Consider the following 18,205-nt stretch of genomic DNA (forward strand, 5'->3'; position numbering starts at 1 on the left):
TGGCTCCGTTTCACCACAAGGAGAACCCCCTCTCATGTCCTCGTCTGCCCACTCAAGGCCTGAGAGCGTGAACCTGGCCGGCGCCGCTGAACGTGTCCTACGTCCACTGCGAACCAAGGCAGCGCCTGCGTTTCAGTGGAGCGTGGCCATCCTGGCTGGTGCGGGGGGCGGCTCCCTCGCGCGTGAGCGGGTGCGGTCAGCTCTCACGAAGGCAGGCTGGGAGGGCAATGTGGACATCGCTGCCCGCGTCGCCGACCACCTCGTGGACAACGCCACCGTCCACGGCCGCTCCTTCGACAACGGCACGATCACCCTGCGTCTGATCATCGACGTCACAACCCGTGAGCTGCTCATCGAAGTCGACGACGCTCTCCCCGCTTTCCCTGGCTTCGGCGAGGCCGCGGATCAGAGCCGCGCCGTCCGGGGCAGGCCCCACGGCCTGTGGTGGGTGGCCCACTACGGGGGCCGCCTGTCGTGGGACGTGACGAAAGACGAGCAGGGCGAGCACACCGGTAAGACCGTCCAGGCGGTCCTCCCCGTCGCCTGATCACGCATTCCCCGTCCAAGCACCTCCTTGCCACGACTGACTTTGAGGAACCCATGGCTTCCCCCCAGCCCCAAACTCGCCCATCCCTGCATGGGCGGCGCCGGAGAAAGCGCCGCACTGCGGTGGACCGCTTAGCACGCGAACTTCTTCGAGCGGCCCTCGTCGCGCCGTTGGTCATGGTTCTGTCCGTGCTGGGCGGTGTCGTCATCGTCTGGCGCACCGTTCCGGTCTCCGCGGGCCCGCTGCTGGCCGCGCTGGCCGCGGGGTGCCTGGCCGCCTTCGGTGTGGGGGCCGCACGGGTACGAATGGCAGCCATGGCAGTGGAGCGGGCGCAAGCAACTCAGATACGGCGGGTGGTTGAGGCAGCGGCTGCAACGGACAAGCTCATTGCCTGGTCGGCGGAGGAGTTGCTGCGGGGCGGGACAGTGTCGCTGCCGGAGAGTTCCCCGCTGTTCGACGAGGCCGGCTCCGCGGATGAGGCGGTGGCCGAGTTGGCTGAGCTGCAGGTGCAGGCGGTTACTGCCCTGATACGGGTGCACGATGAGTCGCAGTCGGCGGTGCTGCTGTCGATGCTGCACCAGTTCGCACGGCGAGAACACGCCCTGGTAGCACGGGCGTTGGAGAAGCTGGACTTCTTGCAGGCGGGGACTGAAGACCCGGCCCAGTTGGAGGTGCTGTTCGTCCTGGACCATCTCGTGACGCGGTTGCGGCGCTGGGTGGAGAGCAAGGCCGTGGTTGCCGGGGAGTCGCTGCGCAGCGCACGTGAACCGGTGAGCGTGATGCAGGTACTGCGGGGCGCGAACCAAGAGATCATGCACTACGCCCGGGTGACCGTCGCGGCCGGCACGGTCGGCACCACACTGGGCCTGCCCCGGCATGTGGGACCCGACCTGACGCATCTGCTGGCCGAGCTCATCGAGAACGCCACCCAGTTTTCCGATCCCGCCACGAAGGTGCAGGTGCGCGCCCAGCGGGTGGCCCGGGGCCTGGCTATCGAGGTCGAGGACCGCGTAGCCATCCCGATGCGCGCCGACGACCGGGTGCAGTGGAACCGTCTGCTGGCCGACCCCGCTCAGGTCGATGTGAGTGCCTTGGTCCGCGGAGGACGGATCGGCCTGCTCACGGCAGCAGGGATCGCGCAACTCCACGGTATACACGTCGAGTTGGCAGAGAACCCGACGGGCGGGACGACTGCCCTCGTGGTCGTCCCGGACCGGCTATTGGTGTCCTTCGGGTCTCCCGTCGCCTCGGCCGCCCACCCCGCGCCCCCTGTTGCCCCGCCCGCGCAGGCTGCACCGGCGAAAGGCGGGCACCTGGCACAGCGCATGCCCGCGGTGCACCGGCCGGCGCCGACTCCCGCTGCGGGGACTGCCGATACGGCCCCGCCTCTGCCGCAACGTGTGCCCGCTCAGGCCGAGGCGCCGGCCCCGGACGGCCTGGGACCCGCGGCGAGCCGGCCACGCTATGACCTGGCCGAAGCGTTCAGGGGCGCCATCGGTACTGACCGGGCCCAGGACGGCTCACCGTTGGCATGGCCGGAGGTTTCCGGCACCGTGCCGCCGACCGGACGGCCGTAACCCCCATCCCGGCCCGCCATCCCCCAGTGACGGCTGGCCTCAATCCCGAGGAGCGTCTTTTCAATGACCGACGACAACGGCGGTGCCATCATGATTGCCGCCGCGTCCGGAGACAGTGCCGCCCAGGAGCAGTTGGCCGGGCTGCTGGCGGAGTTCGTCGAGGCGGTGCCCAGGGTCACGCACGCGTTGCTGGTCTCCCGGGACGGGCTCAAGCTCGTGGACAGCGGGTTCTCCAGGACCTGGGCCGACAAGTGGGCGGCCACGCTCGGCACCCTGGCGTCGCTGTGCGAGAACATTCCGGGCCCGCACGGTGACAAGGGCCGCCTGCAACTGGCCATGGTCGAGCGCGAGGACGCTCTGATCTTCGTGTCGATCGCCGGAACCAGTGAGGTCTTCCCGAACCATCCGGGCAACACGGCGGGCAAGGTCGACACGGTGCTCGCGGTGCTCGCCGAACCGAGTGCCAACGTGGGCACGGTGGGCTACGAGATGGGTCAGCTCGTGGACCGGTTCGCCCCGTACATGGTCACGGCCCTGCGCAGCGCGTGATGAGCGGGCCACGCAGGAACCCACGGTTACCGGCCGAGAACGCAGGGGGCGCCTTCGTGCGGCCGTTCCTCCTGACCCGGGGACGGGTCCACGCCCGCCACTGGCTCAGCCCCGAGACCCTGGTCGAGGCCGGGCCGGGCAGAGCAGGACCAGAGCTGGCGGAGGGAGAGTACGGGCAGCTCGTGCAGTTATGCCGTGGCCAGCGCCGGTCGGTCGCCGAACTGGCCGGCACCACCCGCCTCCCCCTGACCACGGCCCGGGTGCTGCTCTCCGACCTCCTGGACGCCCGCGTTCTGGTGCTGTCCGTCACCGCCGCTTACACGCCTGCTGGCGACCCCGACTCCAAGGCCGGGGACCGTCCTACCGCTCAGCTCCTGGAGGCAGTCCGTGCTGGTCTCGCACGCAAGTGGTCCGATGTCCCCGCCAGGGCCTGCTGACGCGCCCGGCGAACCGTATCCGGTGCGCCCGCCCGGCAGCCCTGCAGTCCTCAAGGTCCTCGTCACCGGCGGGTTCGGGGTGGGCAAGACGACCGCCATCGGCGCGGTCAGCGAGATCGAACCGGTCTCCACCGAGGAGTACCTCACCCACCCCAGCGCCGCCACCGACAGCCTGGACGGGGTGGAGGCGAAGCACCGCACCACCGTGGCCTTCGACTTCGGCCGCATCAGCTTCGATGAGCCGGTGCCGATCGAGCTGATGCTGTTCGGCACACCGGGCCAGGACCGCTTCATGGATCTGTGGGACGACCTGGCGCGCGGTGCGGTGGGCATCGTCGTCCTTGCCGACACCCGCCGGCTGGAGTCCAGCTTCGATGCCGTCTCCTTCTGCGAACGCACCCGCCTGCCGTTCGTCGTTGCCGTCAACGAATTCGACCACGCCCACCGCTACCCCCTCGCCGCGATCCGGCAGGCCTTCGCCCTCGTCTCTCACGTGCCCGTGGTGACCTGCGACGCGCGTGATGGGACCTCGGTCGCCGCGGTCCTGATCCACCTCGTCGACCACGCGCTGTCCCTGTTTTCGGCCTCTTCCCCTTCCACCTGTCTGGACTCCCGATGACCCACCACACCACCCCCTACGCTCCCGCCCTCGGGACGGGCAGCGGGTTACGCCCTGCTCCCGGCCCACAGGAGGTGATCGTCCCGCAGCCGGGTGCGATCCGCCCGGGCCAGGACGTGCTCAGCGCGGCCCAGGCCAAGGAAGTGGCCGAACGGCAGGCCCGGGCGGAACTCCTGGCCCGCCTGGGCGTGCCCACCGGGCCGGATGACCGCATGGACCAGTTCGCGGACCATCTCGCCGAGGTCACCGGCATGGTCTACGGCTTCGTCAACATCTTCCTCACCGAGCAGACCTTCGTCGGCCTGCACAACCCCCCACCCGACACGGGCTACATGATCCTGGGGCGCACCATGAGCCTGGAGGACGGCTGGTGTCCCGCGGTGGTCAGACGAAAGAACGCGCTGCCGCTGTGGGACGTCCACGCCAGCTCGACCTTCTCGGGCAACCTCGTGGTCGACATGGTCGGCATCCGCTCCTACTTCGGCGCCCCGCTGATCGTGGAGGGGATCGTGCTGGGCACGGTGTGCGCCATAGACCCCGAGGCCCGCCCCCGCAGCGACGCTCAACACCTTCTGGACGCGGTCAAGGACGGCGCCACCCTGGTGCTGGATGCCCTCACCAGCGGCGCTCCCGTGCGCTGAACCCCGTCTTGCGCCCGTCCGGCACCGCATGCCGGGGACCCGGCCGCACCCCCCGCCTTGCGACTCCACAGGGAAAGGGATAAGCCCATGCCCGCCACCTGGCCCACCGAAGTCCTCCCCCATCTCACCCCGGACCACCAGCGGCTGTGGCACGAGGCCGACGCCTTCGCCGCCGAGCATCTCGCACCCCGCGTCCCGCGGATGGAAGCCGATCCGCACCGGGTGGAGCGGGAGGCCGCCCAACTCATGGCCGACCTCGGCTGGTTCGGGGTGACCATCCCCACCCAGTACGGGGGTTTGGCGGCCGGGCATGTCGCCAAGTCGGTGCTCATCCACCGGATCGGCACGGTTTCCGCCGCGGTGGCGGCCATCTTGCAGGCGAGCCTGATCCCGAGCGGTGCCGTGCACATGTGGGGCACGGCCGAGCAGAAGACCAAGTGGCTGCCGCTCGCGGCAGCCGGCCGGGTTCTCTTCTCGATCGCGGTCACCGAGCCGCGGGCCGGCGGACACATCGGCGGGATTGCCACCACCGCCGAACAAGACGGCGACGGGTGGGTCATCACCGGAGACAAGATCCACATCGGCAACTCGCACCTGGCCGGCCTGCATGTGGTCCTCGCCCGCACCGCACCGCCCGGCGTCTGCGCCTCCCAAGCCCTGACGGCGTTCCTGGTCGAGCACGACCGCAAGGGCCTGACCGTTAAACCCCACCGGCCCGGACTGGGCCTGCGGGGCTTCACCAAAGGCCAGTTGAGCCTCGACCGCGTCCGCATCCCCGCGACCAACGTACTCGGCGAGATCGGCCAGGGCCTGTTCGTCGCACAGAGCGCCAGCATCCTCTACGGCCGCCCCAACCTGACAGCCCTCAGCCTCGGCATCCACGAAGCCCTCGTCGAAACGACCGCCACCTGGCTGACCACACGGGCCCGCTACGACGGGCACCTGTCCGACCTGCCGGTCCTGCGCGACCGGCTCGGCGCCATGCAAAACCGCCTCCAGACCGCCCGAGGCACCACCTACCAGGCCGTGCACCTCCTCGACCTGGGCATGGCCTGCGACGCCCAACTCATCAGCGCGAAAGCAACCGGCCACGAACTCGCCGCCGACTCCGCCCGGGACGCCATGGAACTGCACGGCGCCCACGCCCTGGACGGCGACTATCCCCTCCAACGCCTCTTCCGCGACATCCCCTACACCTACGCGCCCGCCGGCACCGGCGAGTTCCAGCGCATCCACCTCGCCCGGACGGCTCTCCACGAGGCTGAGATCGAATGGTCCCAGCGCACGGCGGCCGACACAGCCTGGGCCGCCGCCCCGGACCCGACCCCTGCGTAAACAGGTCGCGCCTTCCCCGAATCCGACCCACCCCACATATCTCTCCCGAAAGCAGCACACGAATGTCTTCCGTTGTTCTCCGCAACGAAGCCGACGCCCGGTTCGACGGTCTCGCGGCGCGTCTCGAGCGCATAGCCCACGAGGTCGCCTCGGTGGTCGAGCTGTGCACGGGACTGCCGCTGCCCGACCAGGTGTGCATCCGCACCATGACGGTCCCTGCCTGGATGCGCACCCACCGCGACAGCGCGGAGCAGCAGTTCCACGCCGAGGCAGCCCAACTCAGCCCCTCCCGCACCGGCATGCGAGAGGCCCGAGAGCTCCGCCAGACGCGCTTAAGGGAGGTGCGGCTGCTCTGGCCGACAGTGGGCGGCCAGGCGGTGAAGTGGGAGCCCGGGCAGCCCGACGTGGTCGTCCTGCCCGCAGCGCTGACCCAGGCAGGCCGGCTCCATGACGACCCGTTCCTCTACAAGGTCCTGGCGCACGAGATGACCCGCATCGCGCAATACGCAGCCAGCAGCGGCACGCTGTGGGCAGCTCAGCGCACCTTCTTCCCGCACCTGCGCGGCGTGCGGGGCTGGGACTACCCCTTCCTGGCTGAGGGACATGCGCACGAGGCAGACCAGCGGATCACCACGAAACTCCTTGGCCATCCTGTGCCCGCCAACACGCCCAGCCCGTACGCCACCGTCCGCTACCGAAATCTCTGGGCCAACCCGCAGCGCCAGGCACTCGCCACGCACCATCTGAACGGCGCCGAGGCCGTGGCCAGGATCATCAACACACAAGGCCTCGACGCATTCAACAGAGTGTGGACCACCCCAGCCCTCGCCCCGCTCTGCGCAGAGACACACGGCGAACCGGCTGCCTGGCAGGCCCGCTTCGCCACCCTCACCACCAAGGGAGCGTCATGAAGACGCCCGCCGTACTTCGGGAGACGCTCCGCCGAAAAGCCGTGGCCCATCTCTTCGCCCCTGGCGGACTCCCTCGTGACAGGGCCACCGCTCCGTCGGCTGCCACACCGGCTCCCTGGATCTATGGGCAGGTGATCGTGTTACTGCTGATCACCTGTTTCCGCCCCCTGGTCCTCGCAATCTTGAACGTGGGCGAGATGCACGGCGTGCAGTGGGCAGCGCGCGATGTCCGCTGGGTTGCACCCGTCCAGTTCGCGGTCGGCGCGGTGGTGTTCTTCTGGCTGACGTGGCTGGTGATAGCCCGCACCCCACTGGACCAGGCTTCGCAGCGGCGTCGACTCGCGCACCGCGGCGCCGCCGTCGCCTGCGGGGCAGCAGCCATGTACGCGGCTGTCCCCGTCTCCCACGCCCTCCAGCGGCAGGTTGCTCTGACCGGGTTCAGCTGTACGGTCGCCTGGCTTGCCCTGGAGATCTGCCGGGCCCACGGCGTATCCCCGGCCACCAAAGTCCCCGCCACGGCGTCCGAACGACTGGGGGACTGGAAGATCGCGGATGCGACCTTCCTTGCGTGCATGGCCGGAGGAGGTCTCACCACGATCCTCTTGACGGTCCTGCGCTGGGGCGATATCCAGGGCCTGCCTGTGATGAAGGGCAGCCAGCTGAGCGCCGTCGGCGTCACCGACTTCAGCTTTGTCTCGCTCGGCCTTGGGGTCGTGGTGGCCGTGGTCATCGAGGACGTCGTGATCGTGGCGGCCACGACGGCTCTGCTGACGGCCATCCGCAGACCCGCGTGGGAGATCTACAGTCTGATCTGCCTGGTCGAAATCATGCTGCACGCCTACTTCGGGCTGCCCGCCCTCGGGATGGCTCTCTACGCCGTCGGCAGGGTCTGGCTGTATCGGCGCTATCAACGCCTCCTGCCTCTCGTGGCCGGCCACGCCGCATTCGATCTCCTCGGTGGCTGCATACAGCTCGCGCCCATCCTGTACCGCCCCGTTCTCATCATCCCCTTCGGGCTGACCGTGATCTGGACCGACCGTCGCCTGACCCGAGCAGCCCACCCCGCCGGGCAGAAGCCGGTACTCGCCGAGGCGGGGCTGCCCACAACCGGCATTCCACACACAAGATCCCCGGTCAACTGAAAGCTCCCGTGCACGGCACCCCGTGAGTCCACACCGCCGTGCACGGGTCCGGCCGGTCGGCCGCCGCGCTCCCGGACAGTCGGCGATTCGGGCACCGGCGGCCGACCTCCCCGGACACCCGGAGGACCACACAGACGGTCGCCCTTGAACAACCGCCTCTTCGCAGCCGGTTCCAGAGGGCGGCACAGGACACCAGCCCGGGGACAAGCGGCCCTGATCCACTCCACGATCGGGGCACGGCACCTCGGGCCGGTGGCCGGGAAGCACCGCTCGACACAGCGACCTCCGTGCGCTAGTCGAGCTCGCATCCGGCAGAACCACTATCCGCAACTCACCATCAAAGAACTGGAGTTGACATGAGTCCCCAGGTTCAGCCCCGAACGAGCGTGCTCCCGACGAGCGCCGTGACGGTGGACGGCTTCGACCTCGACGTCACCTTGGTCGAGATCGCTGACGTCGCCGGCCTGATCAACCTCACGGACGACGGCTGCGGCTCGACCTGCGGCGCCTGCGTCTCCAGCGTGGCCTGACCCCAGGCGCACGTCAGAACGGCCGGTGTCTTCGTGCCTCGCTGTGCGAGGGCACCGGCCGCCCATCCGGATCACGGAGGTTGTGATGGCTTCGAGCACCGGCTACCAAGCCGGGAAAACCGCTCTCGTCCGTGCTGTTGCCAGGCCGGAGCTTCCTCTTTCTCCGTGCCCTGACCTTGACGACCCATCGCCGGGCGGTGAGGCTGCCCGGCTCGCGTGGCTGCGGGAAGTGTGGTGTCACGAAGACGTCGTTGAGGCCTTGGAGCACGCCAGTCCTGTACTCGCCTCCCAGGTCCGCGCCCTGTGCTCGTCCGGTACTGCCTCCAGGCGGGATGTGCGCCGGGCGGTCGCTTCCGTGGCCCGCTATCTGCTGCGGGCCGAACATCGGGCCACTCCCTTCGGCTTGTTCGCGGGGGTCACCACGGCGAGCCTGGGACCACGAGCAGCCACGGTCTGGGGAGCTGAGCATGTGGCGATCAGCCGGGCGAGCGCAGCGTGGCTGACGGCCGTGATTGAGCAGCTGGAGTCATGTCCGGAACTGCTGGGGCGCCTGACCGTGGTGTGGAACAACACCGTGACGGAACGCGGCGATCGGCTCGTTGTGCCGTACCAGCCCGACGCCCAAGACGATCCGCAGCACGCGGTCGAGGCGTCCATCGGGGTGTCCGCGCCGGTGCGCATGATCTTGGATGCCGCCCGGTCACCGATCGGCGTCGGTGATCTGATCGGCAAGCTGGCCTCGGAGTTCGCCCCCGCAGGGGCGGAGAAGTCGCTGCGGCTCGTGCGAGATCTGATGCGGCACCGCGTGCTCATCTCCAACCTGCACGCGCCGAGCACCGAGACCGACGCACTCGGCCACCTGCTGAACAGCCTTGACGCCGTGGATGGCGCCGCGGCGGCCCCGGTCACCTCCCTCATTCGCGAACTCCACCTTGTGCACAGCGAGTTGCGCGGCTGCGACTCCCGTAGTGGCCGAGCACGCACGGCCGCACGGATGCAGGCCCTGATTCCAGGGCTTCGCCGTCATCCACTCGCTCTTGATCTGCGTCTGGATGCCCAGGTCGAGTTGCCGCAGTCGGTGGCCCGGGAGATCGAGCAGGCCGCCTGGGCGCTCACCCGGGTCAGCGCCCTCCCGTACGGGACGCAAGCGTGGAAGGCCTACCAGCAGCGGTTCTACGAGCGGTACGGCATCGGCACCATGGTGCCGCTCAAGGACGTGATCGCGGACAGCGGTACCAGGTTTCCTGACGGATACCCGGGCACGTCTGCAGAGGTACGCCGCCGGCGGACCTCCGTGCGGGACGACGTCTTGGTCGGGCTGGCACAGGCCGCCGCGCTCGACGGCCGCGACGAAGTAGTCCTCACCGATGCACTGATCGTCACGATGGACATCGGACCGGAAAACCCCAGGGTGCCGCCGCACCTGGAGATCGGATTCCGCGTCCGTGCCGCTGGCGCCGACGCCCTGCAGAGCGGTCGGTTCCAAGTGGAGATCGTGAGCGTGTCCCGAGGCGCCGGCGTCACCACGGGCAGGTTCCTCAGCGTGCTGGCCCCCCAGAACCGCGCCGCCTTGGACGCGGAGCTGGCCGAGCTGCCTGCGGCGGACACCGGTACCGTCCCGGCCCAGCTGTCCTTTCCGCCGCTCTTGCCGACGAGCGCCCACGTCACCCGCACCCCGCAGATCCTGCCCACCGTGATCAGCGTCGAGGAACACCGCGCTCCCGACGGTGCTGTCCTGACGCCGGACGACCTGGCCGTGGCATGCGACGGGCGCCGCATGTATCTGGCCGTGCCCGAGCGCGGGCACCGGATCGAGGCCGTGGGCATGCATGCGCTGAACCTCTCCACGCACACCCCGCCGCTCGTCCGGTTCCTCACTGAACTGTCCCGCGCCCAGTGCGCCCAGGCCACCCTGTTCGACTGGGGCGCGGCCACGGCCATGCCGTTCCTGCCCCGGCTGCGCTACGGGCGTACCGTACTCGCCCCTGCCCGCTGGCGGCTGGAACCCGCCGAACTCCCCAACGGCGACCGGCCCCGGCTCGAATGGGACACGGCACTCGACGACTGGCGGACCCGGCGTCGCATCCCGCAGCGCGTGTTCCTGGTCGAGGCCGACCGTCACCTGTTCCTCGACCTCGACCAGGCCGGACACCGCAGCCTGCTGCGCCAGCACCTCAACCGTGCCCGCCCGGCCGTGCTCGTGGAAGCCCCGCCCAACGGTGCCTATGACTGGTGCGGCGGACGTGCACACGAGGTGGTCCTACCGCTCAAGGCGGCTCGGCCAACGGCGTGGCCACTCTTGCCCGACCCCAGCCCAGCCCGCGCCCTGTCTGTGGCGCAGATCCAGACTCCGGGCGTCTCGCCCGTGCTGCTGGCCACTGTGTACGGAGACGTACGGCGCCAAGACCTCCTCCTGACCCGCCACATCCCCGACTTAATGAACCGACTCGGTTCACCTGCCTGGTGGTTCATCCGCTTCCGCGATCCTGAACAGCACCTGCGCCTGCGGGTCGCCCTGCCCGATCCCATCGCCTTTGCCGAGACCGTCCGCACGATCAGCACCTGGGCCGATGAACTACGCGCCCTGGGGCTGTTGTCGGATCTGCGCTATCCCACCTCGTACCGCGAGATGGGCCGTTGGGGCTCCGGCGCTGCCTGGGATGCCGCCGAGGAGGTGTTCCGCGCGGACTCGCGCGCCATTGTTACCCAGCTGAGCCAGCTGCAGCGTCCACACCAGCGCACTCTGGTGGCCGCGCACAACATCGCCATCGCCATCACCTTCCTCGGCAGCACCGAGGCCGGCATGCGCTGGCTGATCGACCGCCTCCACCGTTCTGCACCTACCCGGCTCCCGCGTTCTCAACTGGTCGAAGCGGTAAGGCTGTCCGACCCTTCTGGCAACTGGTCAGCCCTGCGCGGTGTGCCCGGGGGCGAGGCGATCGTGAACGCGTGGGCTGACCGGGAGACGGCACTGGCGGCCTACCGGCACCACATCGCGGGCCCGGACGCCCAGGGCATCGTGGAGGACGGCGTCCTCTCCTCGCTGTTACACGTCCACTTCGTACGCCACGTCGCGGTCGACTTCTCCGAGGAAGCGGCCTGCCTGTACCTCACTCGCGCCGCCGCCATGGCTTGGACGAACCGGAGGACCCGGTGAACGACTCGATCATGCTCAAGGTGACAGGCGCCATCGCCCATCTCCTGGCTCGCCCTGGTGTCGAACGGCCGGGCCCGAACGGTGCATCATTACGTCAGCACCTGGCCTACGGCCCGACCGGTATCGCGCTGCTGCACATCGAGCGGGCCGCGTCCGGCCTGGGACCGTGGCAGCGTGCCCATGATTGGCTCGCCGCAGCCACCCGGGCTCCGTTCACCGCCGGCCCCGACAGTCACCCCTTCTATGGGGCGCCCGCCCTCGCGCACGCCATGGCGTGCGCCGCCGACCACGCGTCCGGCGCGTACCAGCGCACTCTGACCCTGCTGGACCGCCAACTGGCCGTAGACGTACGTCGCAGACTGGACGCCGCGCACCGCCGCATCGACGCCGGGCAACTGCCGGACCTGGCCGAGTTCGACACGATCCGGGGCCTTGCCGGGTACGGGGCCTACTTCCTGCGCCGCGCCCCCAGCGGGGAGGAAACGCGCGCCATCCTCGACTACTGCGTACGTCTGACCGAGCCGATCACCCACAACGGCGAAGTCCTGCCCGGCTGGTGGACCCTAACCGGCCCATCCGGCCTACCTGACAGCGACTTCCCCGATGGACACGGCAACACCGGCATGGCGCACGGCATCGGCGGCGTCCTCGCACTCCTGGCGCTCGCCGCCCGAAGCGGCGCCCCCGTCGACCAGCATCATCAAGCCCTGCGGACGATCCTGGCCTGGCTGGACCGGTGGCAGGACGGAAACGCCCGCGGGCCCATCTGGCCCTACTGGGTGACGCGAGACGAACTACGGACAGGCCACCCGGCCCCTTCCCCACCACGGCGACCATCATGGTGCTACGGCGCTGCGGGACTGGCCCGCGCCCAGCAGCTCGCTGCCATCGCCCTCGGCGACACCGACCGCCAACTCAGCGCCGAGAACGCGCTCGTGGCCGCCCTCACTGACACCGTGCAGCTCCATGCCACCACCGGCAACGGCCTCTGCCACGGCTTCGCCGGCCTCGCCCACGTCGCCGCGCGGACCGCCGACGACGCACACCCCTCAACCGCCGGTCAGCTACGTGCAGCGATCCCCGCCCTGTTGACCCTCCCGTGTCCTCCCGGCGCTGATCCAGACGAGACGGCCATAGAGATTGCCGACGACAAGGACGCCGGTCCTGGCTTTCTTGACGGCGCCGCCGGAATTGCTCTGGCACTCATGGCCCCCGCGACTCAGGCCCCGCCCCGAACCTCCTGGGACGCCTGCCTGCTCATCGCCTGACCCATCCAAGGACTCCCGTCATGCCCCAGGCTCCCTGGCACCAGCACAACATCACCTTCGCCGACCGCGAGGCCGGAAAGCCGGCCATCACCGGACGCATCGGCCCCACCCTGCGCACAGCCGAGGAGGGCGGCCAGCTCGCCGACTGGTGGTTCATGAACAAGCAGCCCTGGAGACTGCGCTACCGCGCCCTCGCACCCTCCCCGCTCGTGGAAGAACTGCTGAACGACCTCGCCGCCGACGGCACAGCGACGGCATGGTCATCCGAGATCTACGAACAGGAGACGGATGCCTTCGGCGGTCCGCAGGCCATGGACACCGCCCACGACCTGTTCCATCAGGACAGCCGCCATCTTCTGGGCTACCAGCCCGCCCCGGGAAGGCTGGGCCGCCGGGAGACCGCCGTACTTCTGATCAGCACCCTGATGCGGGCCGCCCGCCTCGACTGGTTCGAGCAAGGCGACGTATGGGCCAAAGCCAGCACCTTCCGGCCGCCCGCCCAACCCGCGGCTCCCGAACTGGCCACCGCCCTCATCCCGGCCATGCACAAACTCATGACGGCCGACGCCCACAGCCTGTGCCGTCCGAGCGGGCCACTCGAAGCACACGCCGCCTGGATCGAGGCCTTCGAACGCGCCGGGACGACCCTCGCCCGTCTCGCTGCCGGCGGCCACCTCACCCGCGGTCTACGAGCCGTCATCGCACACCACGTCATCTTCCACACCAACCGCGCAGGCCTCCCTTCCGGAGACCAAAGCGCCCTGTTCAACATCGCACGAGAGGCCGTCATGGGATCGAGTGACAACACCGCGTCGCCCGCCGAGGGCACGTCCAACACCACTAGCGTCAAGGCGGTGAACACCGACACGATCACCCCCTCCGACGCCGCAGCAACCCGGCTCCGCAATGCCCTGGTTGACCAGATCCGCGCGAACGGATACGCCCGCACCGACTCCGTCGAGACCGCGCTGCGTACCGTCCCCCGGCACCTGTTCGTGCCCGACGCCCCGCTTGAAGCGGCCTACGCCAACGTGCCGGTCAACATCAAGTACGACAGCGATGGTGCGTCGATTTCCTGCGCCTCCCAGCCCGACGTCGTGGCGAGCATGCTCGACCAACTGGCCGCCCGGCCCGGCGAACGAATCCTCGAACTCGGCGCGGGCACCGGCTTCAACGCCGCGCTGATCGGCTACCTGGTGGGCGGCAGCGGTCACGTCGACACCCTCGACGTGGACGACGACCTCGTGGAAGGAGCCCGCGCACATCTCGCCGCTGCCGGGTTCACCAACGTGGACGTCCTGACCCGTGACGGCGCCCTCGGCCACGCCGAAGGCGCCCCGTACGACCGGATCATCGCCACCGTCGGCGCCCACGGCATCCCGCACGCCTGGATGCAACAACTCGCCCCCGACGGACGCCTCGTCGTACCCCAGCGGCTCAAGGGCAGCGTGTCCCGGTCGATCGCCTACGAACAGCGCGACGGCCGCTGGACGAGCGTCAGCAGCACGATGAACACGTTCATGCCACTGCGCCGGGGCATCGCCGACGACGACCGCCGCATCATCCCCCTCAGCGCAAACAGCACCGTGCGCCTCCAGGCCCCCGCTGGACAGCACTTCGACACTGACGCGCTGGCCGGAGTGCTGGAGCAGCCGCGCACCGAGGAGTGGACCGGAACGACGGTCCAGGCCATGGAGTCGGCCGAGTGGATGGAGCTGTTCGTCTCCTGCTCCCTGCCCAGCGGACTGATCCGGATGCTGTTCCCGCAGGAAGCCAAGGGGACCGTCCTCACCGAGGACCCTTACGCCTCGTCCACCGCGGCCGTCCACCAGGGCGCCATCGCCTACCTCGCCCGCCGCCTGCTGAACAGGAAGACCCCCGAGGGCGCCAAGCTCTGGGAGTTCGGCGTCATCGGCCACGGCCCCGGTAGCGACAAGCTGACCGCGAAGGTCGCCGATGCGATCCGCACGTGGGATCGCGAGTACCGCAGCCGCGAGGCCACCTTCGAGATCCAGCCCCTCGACGCCCCCGCGATCGAGCAGCGCCCCGGGCTCTTCGTCGTCGACACCCCGCTCAACCGCATCGTCATCGACTGGCGGTGATAACGCCCCCAGCAGACAACCGCCCATGAACCAGGGGCGGTACCCGTCACCCACCCCGACCGGTGCCGCCCCAATCGTTCACGCCATCTCGCCGACGTCGCCCGGGGAAACCATGCAACCAAACGGCCCGATAGCAAAACGCTTCCCGCTGATCGCCCGCTTCCGCCCCGCCTGCCTACCCCTGCCCGACCGCGTACGCTCCCTCACCGAGATCGCGGAGAAGGCCGCCGCAGGGAACGACCCGGGCTTGGCCTCCACCGTGTTCAACCAGGCGGCGCTCCTCGCCTCCGATCTCGGCCTCCCAGATCTCGCCCGATCCATGTGCCAGCGACACGCTGCCGCCTACATGCGCGCCTGCCCCCTCCCCGCCACGAGCGCCATCCGCGGGCTGGAGCCCCTGGTCAACCTCGCCCGCTTGCAGCTCCGCGCCGGCCGAACCGACGACGGACGCCAGCGGCTACTGGACCTGTACGAGGCCGTCGGCACAGCGACCGCTGTGTCCTTCGAAGGCATCACCGTGCCAGCCGATCTCACCGCGGCCGTGGATGACCGGCGAGAGGTGCGGGCCTGGCTCTGGCGCGTCCTCCTCGCCGACGGCACCCGGGCCCTCACCAGCACGGGGAGGTGGGCGGATGCCTTGGCTCACACCGAACAGCACCGGGGCGTAGGCACCAGGATGTTGGACGGCCGCCAGGTCGCCGTCATCACGGCCCTCACCACTGGCCAGACCAACTGCGCCCGCGAACTGCTCACCGCAACAGCACCCGGTGAGCCATGGGAACAGGCTGTCACCGCATGCCTGACAGAACTGTGCCGCCGCGACGCACGCCAGCCAGTCAGCGACTCGTTGGCCGCCTTGACGGACAGCTACCTGAAGTCCGAGGGACAGCCGGGTACGACTGTCTTCAACGTCCGACTCGGCCTCACCGTTCTCGACACCGTCGGATCACCTGAGCACCCCCAAGCCCAGCTCCTCGTTGACGACCTCGTTCGGCGAACGACACAGGCACGCGACGGATACGCAGCCCGCGAGGTCCTGGGCGATCCGCTGTTCGACGTGCTCGGGCAGGCTCCACAACGACAGCAGTGTGAGGACCTACTCCGGAGCTGCGCTCTCGACTCGGGGGTGCTGCCAGACGTTCTGCATCACGACCTCGCGACCGTACTGGACACCGGTGAGATGGTGCTCAGTCGCTCGTTGACGGCCGGTGAGCTCGGCAGTCCGACGTCCTGAGAACGACCAGCTTGCGGGAACTAGTGATCTTGATTGGGGCAGAGCCCGACCATAACCGCGAGCCGAGTGCCGCCGGGCAACCTCATACGTCACAGCTGATTCAGGCGTCGGCGATTCGGCCAAACTCCGCCACTCAGCAGGCGCCATCTGACGGGCCCCACGCGCACCGCACCGGACGTTCCAAGGGCTCCGGGACGTCCGGAATCGAGCGCGTTCGAATCCGAACCCACGTCGTTATGCCGTGCACTGCCGAGCCATCCAGGTGCGGCACCGCTCCCAAGGAGAGACCAGGTGACAGTGACTGACGCCTCGACCGCAACCCCCCGAGACGCCGCCTCCGGGTGGAACTGGCCGTCCTGGCCGTGCGCGCCGCCGACTCCCGGCAGGGCACGGCAGACCGCTACGCCCGCGCTGACCAGTAGGGCGTACCCGCGCGGTTCACTACCGCCGCGGGACACGACACCAATTTCGCTGTTCTGCCCGACGTGGTGGCGGCCGCTGAGCAGTTGGCCGCCGTGGACTCGGTCGTCGTGATGCGGCGCGACGGCCACGCCCTCTACCGCAATCAACCCACCGCCCCTGGGCGGCTGGCGCGTCCCGCTGCTGGCCGGGTCCTGATCGCGGAGCAGTTCCGCCCTTACACCGTCGAAGAAGCCGAGCGGTTCTGGGCCATCCAGCGTCGGCTGCACTCTGTGATGCCGCAGTACCGCGACGACCTCACCGCGATCGGCGCGCTGGCCTGCCCTCTGATGCCCTCGGCTCTGCATCCGCTTCGGCTCGTCGCACCCGGCCCTGCGGTTGCCCTGCCCCTGCCCGTCTAGGCAGCCCCTCTTCCTGACCGTCAGGCGTGACCGCTAAGGTCCGAAGGTGGCTGATGCGTGGACGGTGGCAAGCACTGTTGCGACAGCCGCCGCCGTAGTCGTCGCCCTCGGGGTCGCCCTCAACGAGGGCCGGGCCCGAGCAGCGGAGCGACGCGACCAAGCAGCCGCGCAAGCTCGACTCGTCACGGTCGTCCTGCGTGGCGATGAGGTCTTCGTCAACAACCACAGCCAGGCTCCGATTCTTGAACTTCGCCCAGGTCATGCTGTGGAGACGACCCCGGCTGGTACAAACCGCGCCCTCATCATGCAGTACAGCGCCCCCTATAACGATCTGCGGGCCATGCCTCCGGGGAGCTACATCGGGTTCCGATTGGCCTACCAGGACTCCGGGGCCCCGTGGAGTCATCTTGAGGGAGCAGGAGCTTGCGCCACAGTGTTCTTCCTGGACGCTGCGGGATTGTGGTGGGAGCGGTCCTCCGTTGGGCAACCAGTCCGTCTTTTGGGTGCTCCGGGGCAGTCGACGTAGGTCCCGGGCTGTCGGCCGGGCGCCTCCGGGGGTTGGAACTTCCCTGAAGCCGCAAGCAGTTGCGTCGTGCCGGTCTACGCTGAGCCGTGCCGTCCCGGTGGTTACCCCCGTGCTGCCGGGACGGCATCACCGTGCATTCTCCCCCTGTACGAGTTCTTCCAGCAGCTGCCGGTAGCGGGCGAGGTCCTCAGCCCGTCTCGGCATGAGCAGGGTGAGGGCGGTCTGGAAGGCGATCACGGTCCGGACGGTGCTGTCAGGGCCGAAGAAGGGCGGCATGTGTCGGCCCCACTGCTCCCACATCGGATCAGACATGGCGCGCTCGCAGTCCTGCACGGTCAACGGCTGGCCGGCCGGTGTGTGACCGCGGAAGACCACGGCATCGCGGGTGAAGGCCGTCGCCAGGTTCATTTCGACTGCCCGGCACAGCGTGTCCGGATCGGCATCCGCGATCGCACGACAAAACCTCGCCCAACCGCCGGCGAGTGGGGATGGTGGCCCACAGCGCGTCAGCAGGATCGTACTCGGCCAACTCCGAGGCGTGGTAGGCGCGTTGCGTGGCGTCCAGGACTTCGCCCGTCTGGGGCCAGCCGGCCCGCAGTCCTTCGATGAACTCGTCTGTGCCGATGTGCTCGGCGCCTCCTGCCATCAGGCGTGCGGCCACCTGGGCGACCTGTCGATGTCCGGCGCTCGACAGCCGCGGCGGCAGCGGCGGTGCTCCCGTGTCGCGCAGCGCGTCGGTCAGCAGCGCGTGCAGGTCTGGGCCGCGTCGCGTCCGGGTGGCAATCGGAGTGTGTCCGTGGCGCGCAACG

16 protein-coding genes are annotated in these 18,205 nt (G+C 69.3%); 15 read left to right on the forward strand and 1 reads right to left on the reverse strand.

Annotation, left to right across the window (positions count from 1 at the left end):
- Positions 1-229: 229 nt before the first annotated feature.
- The 15 genes from OG866_RS00100 (at position 230) to OG866_RS00170 (ending at position 16,870) form a co-directional block, all read left to right on the forward strand.
- A complete protein-coding gene (locus tag OG866_RS00100) occupies positions 230-547 on the forward strand; it encodes a hypothetical protein (RefSeq protein WP_329331184.1) in 318 nt (105 codons plus the stop codon).
- A 176-nt stretch (positions 548-723) separates the two neighbouring features.
- Positions 724-2,124 (forward strand): ATP-binding protein, encoded by a 1,401-nt coding sequence (locus OG866_RS00105; RefSeq protein WP_329331185.1) that lies wholly within the window; start codon positions 724-726, stop codon positions 2,122-2,124.
- Positions 2,125-2,187: 63 nt separating this feature from the next.
- Positions 2,188-2,673, forward strand: coding sequence for a roadblock/LC7 domain-containing protein (locus tag OG866_RS00110; protein WP_329331186.1), 486 nt, complete (start codon positions 2,188-2,190; stop codon positions 2,671-2,673).
- Positions 2,673-3,110 (forward strand): DUF742 domain-containing protein, encoded by a 438-nt coding sequence (locus OG866_RS00115; protein WP_329331187.1) that lies wholly within the window; start codon positions 2,673-2,675, stop codon positions 3,108-3,110. Before OG866_RS00110 ends, OG866_RS00115 begins: the two co-directional genes overlap by 1 nt.
- Positions 3,088-3,729 (forward strand): GTP-binding protein, encoded by a 642-nt coding sequence (locus OG866_RS00120; protein ID WP_329331188.1) that lies wholly within the window; start codon positions 3,088-3,090, stop codon positions 3,727-3,729. The genes OG866_RS00115 and OG866_RS00120 overlap by 23 nt, the downstream gene beginning before the upstream one ends.
- On the forward strand, positions 3,726-4,370 hold the full coding sequence (locus OG866_RS00125) for a GAF domain-containing protein (protein ID WP_329331189.1): 645 nt from the start codon (positions 3,726-3,728) through the stop codon (positions 4,368-4,370). The genes OG866_RS00120 and OG866_RS00125 overlap by 4 nt, the downstream gene beginning before the upstream one ends.
- Before the next feature lie 87 nt (positions 4,371-4,457).
- On the forward strand, positions 4,458-5,705 hold the full coding sequence (locus OG866_RS00130) for an acyl-CoA dehydrogenase family protein (RefSeq protein ID WP_329331190.1): 1,248 nt from the start codon (positions 4,458-4,460) through the stop codon (positions 5,703-5,705).
- Between the two features lie 62 nt (positions 5,706-5,767).
- Positions 5,768-6,616, forward strand: a complete 849-nt coding sequence (locus tag OG866_RS00135; protein ID WP_329331191.1) for a hypothetical protein — start codon at positions 5,768-5,770, stop codon at positions 6,614-6,616.
- On the forward strand, positions 6,613-7,758 hold the full coding sequence (locus tag OG866_RS00140) for a hypothetical protein (protein ID WP_329331192.1): 1,146 nt from the start codon (positions 6,613-6,615) through the stop codon (positions 7,756-7,758). Before OG866_RS00135 ends, OG866_RS00140 begins: the two co-directional genes overlap by 4 nt.
- Positions 7,759-8,114: 356 nt before the next feature.
- Positions 8,115-8,288 carry an FxLD family lanthipeptide gene (locus tag OG866_RS00145; protein ID WP_329331193.1) on the forward strand — a complete coding sequence of 58 codons (174 nt, stop codon included), beginning with the start codon at positions 8,115-8,117 and terminating at the stop codon, positions 8,286-8,288.
- Positions 8,289-8,373: 85 nt separating this feature from the next.
- On the forward strand, positions 8,374-11,445 hold the full coding sequence (locus OG866_RS00150) for a lantibiotic dehydratase (protein WP_329331194.1): 3,072 nt from the start codon (positions 8,374-8,376) through the stop codon (positions 11,443-11,445).
- A gap of 11 nt (positions 11,446-11,456) precedes the next feature.
- On the forward strand, positions 11,457-12,713 hold the full coding sequence (locus tag OG866_RS00155) for a lanthionine synthetase C family protein (RefSeq protein ID WP_443063628.1): 1,257 nt from the start codon (positions 11,457-11,459) through the stop codon (positions 12,711-12,713).
- A 20-nt stretch (positions 12,714-12,733) separates the two neighbouring features.
- Positions 12,734-14,815 carry a methyltransferase, FxLD system gene (fxlM, locus tag OG866_RS00160; RefSeq protein ID WP_329331196.1) on the forward strand — a complete coding sequence of 694 codons (2,082 nt, stop codon included), beginning with the start codon at positions 12,734-12,736 and terminating at the stop codon, positions 14,813-14,815.
- A gap of 112 nt (positions 14,816-14,927) precedes the next feature.
- Positions 14,928-16,049, forward strand: a complete 1,122-nt coding sequence (locus tag OG866_RS00165) for a hypothetical protein (protein WP_329343857.1) — start codon at positions 14,928-14,930, stop codon at positions 16,047-16,049.
- Between the two features lie 485 nt (positions 16,050-16,534).
- Positions 16,535-16,870, forward strand: a complete 336-nt coding sequence (locus tag OG866_RS00170; protein WP_329331197.1) for a hypothetical protein — start codon at positions 16,535-16,537, stop codon at positions 16,868-16,870.
- Between the two features lie 652 nt (positions 16,871-17,522).
- On the opposite strand, the gene OG866_RS00175 is transcribed toward OG866_RS00170, so the two are convergent.
- Complete coding sequence (locus tag OG866_RS00175) at positions 17,523-17,804, reverse strand: hypothetical protein (RefSeq protein WP_329331198.1); 282 nt, start codon at positions 17,802-17,804, stop codon at positions 17,523-17,525.
- Positions 17,805-18,205 lie beyond the last annotated feature (401 nt).

It is taken from the genome of Streptomyces sp. NBC_00663 (assembly GCF_036226885.1).
GTDB lineage: Bacteria > Actinomycetota > Actinomycetes > Streptomycetales > Streptomycetaceae > Streptomyces.